This is a genomic window from Guyparkeria sp. (assembly GCF_046545975.1).
In the GTDB taxonomy this organism is placed as follows: Bacteria; Pseudomonadota; Gammaproteobacteria; order Halothiobacillales; family Halothiobacillaceae; genus Guyparkeria.
Genome location: NZ_JBKGYT010000075.1, coordinates 1 through 8,159 on the forward strand (window position 1 = coordinate 1; position 8,159 = coordinate 8,159).

Sequence of the window (8,159 nt, forward strand, 5' to 3'; positions counted from 1 at the left end):
GCAGCCCCTCGAGCCCGGCATGGAGGACCCCCGTGCGGTCGACCACCAGCAGGTTCTCGCGCTTGAGCCCCATGTCGATCAGCAGGTTGAGGGTCGCGGTGCCCGCGGCCCCGGCGCCGACCAGCACCAGTCGGGCGTCCTCGAGGCGCTTGCCCTGAAGCCTGAGGGCATTGGTCAGCCCGGCGGCGATGATGATCGCCGTGCCGTGCTGGTCGTCGTGAAAGACCGGGATGTCCATCGCCTCGGAGAGCGCCGCCTCGATCTCGAAGCAGCGCGGCGCGCTGATGTCCTCGAGGTTGATGCCGCCGAACGACGGCTCCAGCCGGCGTACCGTGTCGATGAAGGCCTGCGGGTTCTCCGCCTCGATCTCCAGATCGACCACGTCGATGTCGGCGAAGCGCTTGAACAGCACGCCCTTGCCCTCCATCACCGGCTTGGAGGCCAGCGGTCCGAGGTTGCCCAGCCCGAGGATGGCCGAGCCGTCCGATATCACGGCCACCGTGTTGCCCCGCCCGGTGTAGCGCCAGGCGGCCTCCGGGTCGGCGGCGATCTCGCGGACCGGTTCGGCCACGCCGGGCGAATAGGCCAGCGCCAGGTCGCGGGCGGTCTCGGTGGGCTTGGTGATCGCCGTGGCGATCTTGCCGGGCCGCGGCAGGGCGTGGTAGTCCAGCGCGTCCTGGCGGCGCTGCTCGGCGGGGAGACGGTTGTCGGAGTCGGTCATGGGACGCAGGAGCTTGATTGGATTGGATGCCGCATCTTACCAGCGCCCCCGGGAAAGCGGCACCGACCGGTCGGTTTTGCGGGAGACTGCGCTACGCTGGCAGGCATGACGCGGACTCCTGCCTCCACCATCGCCATGCGACTGCTGGCCCTCGGACTCGCCGCGGGCCTGCTGGCCGGCTGGTTGCTGCCCAACGATTCAGGAACGACGGACACCGACCTGCGCCCGCTGGTCATTGCCGGCGAGCCGTTCATCGTGGAGCTGGCCACCGACCGGGCCAGTCGTCGCCAGGGCCTGATGCACCGGTCGGGGCTGCCTGCCGGGCGCGGCATGCTGTTCGTCTATCCAGACGAGGCGCCGCGGGCCTTCTGGATGAAGAACGTGGCCTTCCCCATCGACATCGTGTTCCTCGACGCGGACTGGCGGGTGGTCGGCTCGACCAGGGCGGCCCCGCCCTGCCCCGGCAGCGACTGCCCGCTGTACCGCAGCGGTGCCCCGGCCCGCTACGTGCTGGAACTGCCCGCCGGGACGGCCGAGAGGCTGGGACTCGCGGTCGGCAGCCGGATCGCGCCGCCACCCGACCTGCCCGAGCGCGTCGAGCCGTCCGGCTAGTACCGATCGCGCCAACGAGAAAGGCCCCACGGTCGATTGAAGCGATCCGTGGGGCCTTCGCCTTTGCCGGTCAGGCCGCGAGGCGGCCGGCGATCACTCCTCCTGCGGGAGGATCAGGATCTCGACGCGGCGGTTCTGCGCCCGGCCTTCCGGGGTGTCGTTGGTTGCAACCGGGCGGGAGAAGCCGTAGCCCACGGCCTGCATCCGCGACGGCTCGACGCCCTGGCGCGACAGGTAGCTGGTCACGCTCTCGGCGCGGTTGAGCGACAGGCTCTGGTTGTTGGCCGCCGAGCCGGTCGAATCGGTATGCCCCTCGACGCGCACCACGGTGTTCGGGTACTCGCGGATGGACTGGGCGACCTGATTCAGGGAATCCCGGAACTGAGGCTTGATGTCAGCGCTGTTGGTATCGAAGGTGATCGACTCCGGTGCCTGCAGGCGGATGGTGTCGCCCTCCCGCTGGACGTCCACGCCGGTACCTTCCATTTCCTGGCGCAGCTGCCGTTCCTGCTCGTCCATCTGGCGCCCGACCAGGCCACCGACCGTCGCACCGACGGCCGCGCCGATCAGCGTGCCGCCGGTCCTGTTCCCCGAGCCGGCGACGACGTTGCCCAGCAGGGCGCCGGCACCGGCGCCGATGGTCGCGCCCTTGGCGGTCTTGTCCTGCTCGCTCGTGTAGGGGTTCTGTGCACAGCCAGCCAGCACCAGCGCGCTGGCTGCGGCAATGAGGATCAATCGTTTCATGGCGGCTCTCCGTGAAGTTGCGACAAATACATAGGTCCGGCAGCAACGCACCGGCGTCGTTCCCTGATAGGTCAAGAATAGACCAGTTCCGCGAGCGCTCCTATCAATGCCTGCAGGTCCTCGTCGGAATGCGCCGCGCTGAGGGTGACACGCAGCCGGGCCGAGCCCCGCGGGACAGTGGGTGGCCGGATGGCCGGCACCATGAATCCCGCCTCGCCCAGCCGATCCGCCATGCCCACCGCCCGGGCACTGTCGCCGACCAGCAGCGGCTGGATGGGGGTGGATGACGTCATCGGCTCGATGCCCGGCAGTTCGGAGGCGCCCTGCCGGAAGCCGTCGACGAGCGTACGCAGCCGATCCCGCCGCCAGCCCTCCTGCCGCACGATGGACAGGGCCGCGCGCGAAGCCTCGGCCACCGCCGGCGGCTGGGCCGTGGTGAACAGGTAGGTGCGTGCCCGCTGCAGCAGCACGGCCATCGGCTCGACCGCCCCGGCGACGAACGCGCCCGCCGTGCCGAAGGCCTTGCCCAGGGTGCCGACGCGCAGGACGCGCTCGCCCGCCGCGATGCCGGCGGCCTCGAAGCTGCCGCGCCCCTGCTCGCCGAGCACGCCGAAGGCGTGGGCCTCGTCGACCACCAGCCAGGCATCGAAGCGCTCGGCCAGCGCCACCAGGTCGTCCAGCGGGGCGATGTCGCCGTCCATGGAGAAGACGCCGTCGGTAAGGATCATCCGCTCGCCGGGCGCCGTCGACAGCCGCCGCTCGAGATCCTCCAGGTCGCCATGCCGGTAGCGGGACAGGCGCGCACCCGACAGTTGCACGGCATCGACCAGCGAGGCGTGATTGAGCCGGTCGGCGATCACCGTGTCGCCCCGCCCCATCAGCGCGCCGACGACGCCAAGGTTGGCCATGTAGCCGGTGGAGAACAGGCGCACGGAGTCGGTCGCCAGCCAGGCGGCCAGCTCCTCCTCCAGCCGCTGGTGCGGGGTGAAGTGGCCATTGATCAGGTGGGCCGCCCCGGCGCCCACGCCGTAGCGCTCCACGCCGCGGTGCATGGCCTCGGCCAGCCTCGGGTCGTCGGCCAGGCCGAGATAGTCGTTGCTGCAGAAGATCCGCTGCTCCCGGCCGTCGATGCGCATGCGCGGACCCTGCGGCGAGTCCGCCACCCGCAAGCGCCGGGTCAGCCCGGCATCGTCCTGCCGCGCCAGCCACTGTGTCCAGTCATGCTTTGTGATAGCGTCACCTTCAATCCGAACCACGTATCCGCCCCGCCCCCCGCCGGGACGGCCCTGCGCCCCGAGGACCCTTTTCCATGCGTCTGCCGGTCAACATCTTCCTGTGGACCTTCACCGCCACGCTGGTGCCGCTGGTGCTGCTGGTCTGGGGCGTGACCAGCTACAGCGAACAGCGCTTCCACGAAGAGATCAACCGCGAGATCGAGGAAAACATCGACTCGCTGATCGGGGAGATGAGCAACCGGATGCGCTACGAGAGCGAGGTGGTCGAAGGGATCGGCCAGTCCCAGGAAATCCAGACGATGCTCAACGCCCTGATGGCCTCGGCAACGGGCATCCGGCACCCCGAACTCACCTCGATGCGCATCAACACCAACCGGTTTCTCGCCGGGCTGCAGCGCACGGTGCCCGGGCTGGGGAGTATCCGCATTCTGGACGCGGCCGGCAACACGATCATCAAGGTCACCCTGGGGCGGGTTGCCTCGCCCTCCTTCGAGAGCCTCGGACAGGTGAACTACGTGGAGGAGGAATTCGACAACGACGACCTGCTCGAGCAGCTGCAGGCCCTGCCCTCGGACGAGATCAGCTTCATGACCCTGCCGGCGTCCTTCGGCGACTCCCTGCCGGGCCAGGAGCCCAGCACGCTGTATGCCGTGCGCCCGCTGCGCAATGTCGACGACCGCACCGCGGGCTATGTCGTGGTCAACACCTTCGGCGAGCACCTTGACCAGATCCTGTCGTTCTCGCCCCGCCCGCGGGACGGCAAGGTGATGATCATCGAGCACAATCCCGGCCAGCCCGATCGGGACAGCATGATCCTGTATGACGACACGCGGGGCATCAACTTCGTCTCGCCGTTCGAGAACGGCATATCCAAAGCCGGGGCGAAGGCCCGGACCATCGACGATGGCGCATTCTGGAACGCGGCCGTGGCCCAGTCCAACGGCGTCTACATCGACGGGGACGCCGAGCACCGCTACTACTACCAGGAATACCATCCCTACCCGCACAGCCTGGTGTCCTGGTTCGTGGCCATCCGGCTGCCGGCCGACATCACCTCGGCCCCGTTTCGCGACATCCGCCTGAGCCTGTTCGGCTTCGGGCTGCTCGCCCTGGTGATGAGCCTGGTGTTCGCCGGCCTCGGGGCGCGACACTTCGCCCGCCCGATCTCGCGACTGGCCCTGGCGCTCAAGCACTTCGCCGACGGCAACCGGAACCAGCCCATCCCGGTCGACTCGCACACCACCGAGGTCCGCCAGTTGCAGACCTCGTTCCGCTATCTCACCCACCAGTTGGCCGAGGAGGCCAGGAGGCGCGACCGGGCCGAGAAGCGGGCCCTGCAGCAGGCCAAGCTCGCGTCGATCGGCGAGATGGCCGCGGGCATCGGCCACGAGATCAACAATCCGCTCAACAACATCCTCGCCCTGACGCGACTGATCGAGCGGCAACTGCCGCCGGAATCCCCGTCCCTGCAGGAGGACATCCGAGACCTGCGCGCCGAGGCCCACCGGGCCAGCCGCATCGTGCGCGGGGTAATGAACTTCGCCCGTCAGCTTCCTCCCGAACACGAGACCGTGGAACTGGCCGACTGGCTCGAGGAGGTGATCGACCGCATGCAGGCGGAGGCGATGGAGGCCGACGTGCACCTCGCCCTGCTCAGCGCGACCGCCCGTTGCCAGGCGGAGTTCGACCCGGCCCAGATGGAACAGGTGGTCAGCAACCTCGTGCGCAACGCCATCCACGCGAGCCCGACCGGCGGGCATATACTGATACAGGCCGAGTGCCGCGACGAGAGCATCACCATCGAGATCCGCGACGAGGGCCCCGGTCTCTCCCCGGAACTGGTCGACCAGATATTCGACCCGTTCTTCACCACCAAGGACGTCGATCGGGGCACCGGGCTGGGGCTGTCCATCAGCCTCGGCATCGTGCAGTACCACGGTGGCGAGTTGAGCCTCGAGAACCGGCGGGAGGCCGGTGAGCCGGAAGCCGATGGCGTGCTCGCGCGCATCGTGCTTCCCCGGCACAAGGCCCGCCCGCGGGTACTGAAACCCGACGACAAACCCAGTTTCCCGACGACCAGCCCATGAGCACAGACAGGCAGACCACCCACCCCGTGATCGCGTTCGTCGACGACGACGAGCGTGCCAGCGACCTGTTCACGCGCTACGCGCGCACCGAGGGCCTGACGGTCCACGGCTTCCAATCGGTGAACAGCGCGCAGCAGTGGCTGGAAGCAAACCCCGTCGACCTGGTGATCACGGACCTCAAGATGCCCGACATGAACGGGCTGGAGTTCCTCGAGTGGCTGCGCGGTCAGTGGCCCGATCTCCCCGTGATCCTGATCACCGGCTATTCGACGATCGACAACGCCATCCAGGCACTCCGACTGGGTGCAAGCGACTTCGTCAAGAAGCCCTACGACCCCGCATCCCTGGTGGAGCTGGTCCATCGCCTGCTCGGCGGTGCGCAGCCGCCCGCCCCGGCCCTCGAAGAGGGCGAGCGGGCCATGCTGGGCAATTCGCCGGCCATCGAGGCGGTCTACCGGGTCATCGACAAGATCCGCGACGTGCGCATCAACGTCATGATCGAGGGCGAGTCCGGCTCGGGCAAGGAACTGGCCGCCCGCGCCACGCACGAGCGCTCGGACTTCGCCCACACCCCCTACATCGTCATCGACTGTGGCGCCCTGACCGACACGCTGCTGGAGACCGAGCTCTTCGGCCACGAGAAGGGCGCCTTCACCGGCGCGAACGCCGCCAAGCCCGGTCTGCTGGAAGTCGCCAGCGGCGGGACGGTCTTCCTCGACGAGATCGGCAACATATCCGACGCCATGCAGGTCAAGCTGCTGCGCGTGGTCCAGGAACAGGAGATCACCCGCGTCGGCGGGGTGAAGACCATTCCCATCGACGTGCGCTTCATCGTGGCGAGCAACCGCAACCTTGCCGAGATGGTGCGTGCCGGAGAATTCCGCCACGACCTCTACCACCGGCTCAACGTGGTCCGACTGCAGATGCCGCCGCTGCGCGAGCGTCGCGAGGACATCCCGGTGCTGGCCCAGCACTTCCTCGAGGAGTTCGCCCGCCGCTTCCACCGGCCCGCCAAGCGCCTGTCGGAAGCGTCACTGCAGGCCATTGGCGACTACCCATGGCCGGGCAACGTTCGGGAACTCAAGAATGCCATCGAGCGCGCCGTCGCCCTGTCCGACAGCGAGGAAATCGACCTCGAGCTGGTCGGCGAGGACACCGCCGCCCCGGCCACGGGCACGGATACCGGCGGCACAACCATCGATGCCGACCATCCCACGCTCGAGGAGCTCGAGCGCCGCTACATTGAGAAGACGCTCGCTTACGCACAGGGCAACCGCGAGCGCACCGCCAGCATCCTCGGCATCAACAAGTCCACCCTCTGGCGCAAGCTGCAGAGCTACGAGAAGAAGTAGCCGACCGGGCCTGCGTTCGTTGCTGCAACGTGAAACGCCGGAAAATTGCAGATTGCAACATGCAACCCCCGGCCTGAATTATCTCAAGTGGTTGTTTTTACTGGCTTCAACAAGTTGGCACAGGCCATGCTTCAGGAAAGGGCGTGGAAACCCACAACTTAACGAGGAGTTAACGATATGCAATCCAAGCGTCGCGTATTTCTGAAGGGCAGCCTCGCTGCCAGTGCTGCTGGTCTGGCTGTTGGTGCCGGCCTGCTTTCCCCGCGTGCCGTCATGGCCGCCGAGTGGCCGAAGGCCGCCTTCGAGTCCGAAGGCATGGACAACGCCCTGAACGAGCTGTTCGGTTCCTCTGACGTTTCCGACTCTGACGACATCACCGTCAAGGCCCCGGACATCGCCGAGAACGGCGCCGTTGTTCCGGTCACCCTGGAGTCCAAGATCTCCGATACCGACAAGGTCGCTTTCTTCGTTTCGAAGAACCCGAACCCGCTGGTCGCTTCTTTCAACCTGAACGGTGCCAACCCGTTCGTCTCCACCCGTATCCGCATGGGTGAGACCGACGACGTGACCGGCGTTGTTCACGCTGGCGGCAAGCTGTACCAGGCCGGCAAGGAAGTCAAGGTAACTATCGGTGGCTGCGGCGGCTAATCAGCCTCTACCAACCGAAGTCATTGAATACAGACAAATAATCCCAGAGGTATAGATTATGTCTACTATCCGCATGCGCATTTCCCCGGCCGGCGACGTACTGGACGTGAAGGCCCTGATCCGTCACCCGATGGAAACCGGCAACCGCGAAGACAAGTCCACCGGCGAGAAGATCCCGGCAGACTACATCCAGACCATCAACGTCGAAGTCAACGGCGAGCAGGTCATGCAGGCCAACCTCTCCCAGGCCGTCTCCAAGAACCCGTACCTGAACATCAAGGTCCCGGGCAAGAAGGGTGACGAGGTCAAGATGACCTGGAAATCCAACACCGACAAGTCCGACGAGGCGACTCAGAAAGCCTAAGGCAGACTGAGCAGCGCAAGACAAGGCCCGCCATTCGGCGGGCCTTTTTCGTGGGCGGTGTCTTTTCCTTATATCGACGGCGGATGGCGCTCCACCCCGGGGAAAGTCAGCCTGGGCGCGCCTCCAGCCAGAAGGTCACCGGCCCGTCGTTGACGAGCTCGACCTGCATGTCGGCACCGAAACGCCCGGTGGCCACCTCGCCCAAATGGGCCGGATGCAGTGCCGCAACGAACGCATCGAAGAGATCACCGGCCTTCGCCGGGTCCGCGGCGGGCGTAAAGCTGGGCCGGTTGCCACGCCGGGTATCGGCCGCCAGCGTGAACTGCGGCACGGCGAGAATTCCGCCCTCGATGTCACGCACCGAGCGATTCATCCGCCCGGCGTCGTCGGGGAACA

Annotated in this window: 9 protein-coding genes; 5 read left to right on the plus strand and 4 right to left on the minus strand. The window is 67.1% G+C overall.

What is annotated here, in order from left to right:
• Positions 1-721, minus strand: a 721-nt coding sequence (locus ACLFMY_RS07330; RefSeq protein ID WP_410763965.1) for a malic enzyme-like NAD(P)-binding protein, incomplete at its 3' end; no start/stop codon positions are given.
• 105 nt (positions 722-826) lie between these two features.
• On the opposite strand from ACLFMY_RS07330, the gene ACLFMY_RS07335 reads away from it, so the two are divergent.
• Positions 827-1,333 carry a DUF192 domain-containing protein gene (locus ACLFMY_RS07335; protein WP_410763966.1) on the plus strand — a complete coding sequence of 169 codons (507 nt, stop codon included), beginning with the start codon at positions 827-829 and terminating at the stop codon, positions 1,331-1,333.
• Between the two features lie 93 nt (positions 1,334-1,426).
• Here the strand turns inward: ACLFMY_RS07335 and ACLFMY_RS07340 are convergent, their stop codons facing one another.
• On the minus strand, positions 1,427-2,077 hold the full coding sequence (locus tag ACLFMY_RS07340) for an OmpA family protein (protein WP_410763967.1): 651 nt from the start codon (positions 2,075-2,077) through the stop codon (positions 1,427-1,429).
• A gap of 71 nt (positions 2,078-2,148) precedes the next feature.
• Positions 2,149-3,333 carry an 8-amino-7-oxononanoate synthase gene (gene bioF, locus ACLFMY_RS07345; RefSeq protein ID WP_410763968.1) on the minus strand — a complete coding sequence of 395 codons (1,185 nt, stop codon included), beginning with the start codon at positions 3,331-3,333 and terminating at the stop codon, positions 2,149-2,151.
• A gap of 53 nt (positions 3,334-3,386) precedes the next feature.
• Between bioF and ACLFMY_RS07350 the strand changes: the two genes are divergently transcribed.
• The 4 genes from ACLFMY_RS07350 to soxZ all read left to right on the plus strand — a co-directional run bounded on the left by ACLFMY_RS07350 (position 3,387) and on the right by soxZ (position 7,763).
• Positions 3,387-5,399, plus strand: coding sequence for an ATP-binding protein (locus ACLFMY_RS07350; RefSeq protein WP_410763970.1), 2,013 nt, complete (start codon positions 3,387-3,389; stop codon positions 5,397-5,399).
• A complete protein-coding gene (locus ACLFMY_RS07355) occupies positions 5,396-6,751 on the plus strand; it encodes a sigma-54-dependent transcriptional regulator (RefSeq protein ID WP_410763971.1) in 1,356 nt (451 codons plus the stop codon). Before ACLFMY_RS07350 ends, ACLFMY_RS07355 begins: the two co-directional genes overlap by 4 nt.
• Positions 6,752-6,928: 177 nt before the next feature.
• Positions 6,929-7,399: a thiosulfate oxidation carrier protein SoxY gene (gene soxY, locus ACLFMY_RS07360; RefSeq protein ID WP_410763973.1), complete on the plus strand. Its 471-nt coding sequence runs from the start codon at positions 6,929-6,931 to the stop codon at positions 7,397-7,399.
• 58 nt (positions 7,400-7,457) lie between these two features.
• A complete protein-coding gene (gene soxZ, locus ACLFMY_RS07365) occupies positions 7,458-7,763 on the plus strand; it encodes a thiosulfate oxidation carrier complex protein SoxZ (RefSeq protein WP_410763974.1) in 306 nt (101 codons plus the stop codon).
• Between the two features lie 106 nt (positions 7,764-7,869).
• Here the strand turns inward: soxZ and dtd are convergent.
• On the minus strand, positions 7,870-8,159 hold a 290-nt coding region (gene dtd, locus ACLFMY_RS07370; protein WP_410763975.1), incomplete at its 5' end, for a D-aminoacyl-tRNA deacylase.

Coding starts and splice junctions, on each gene's coding strand:
- ACLFMY_RS07335 (WP_410763966.1), top strand. CDS start 827: ATGACGCGGACTCCTGCCTCCACCATCGCCATGCGACTGCTGGCCCTC.
- ACLFMY_RS07340 (WP_410763967.1), bottom strand. CDS start 2,077: ATGAAACGATTGATCCTCATTGCCGCAGCCAGCGCGCTGGTGCTGGCT.
- ACLFMY_RS07350 (WP_410763970.1), top strand. CDS start 3,387: ATGCGTCTGCCGGTCAACATCTTCCTGTGGACCTTCACCGCCACGCTG.
- ACLFMY_RS07355 (WP_410763971.1), top strand. CDS start 5,396: ATGAGCACAGACAGGCAGACCACCCACCCCGTGATCGCGTTCGTCGAC.
- soxY (WP_410763973.1), top strand. CDS start 6,929: ATGCAATCCAAGCGTCGCGTATTTCTGAAGGGCAGCCTCGCTGCCAGT.
- soxZ (WP_410763974.1), top strand. CDS start 7,458: ATGTCTACTATCCGCATGCGCATTTCCCCGGCCGGCGACGTACTGGAC.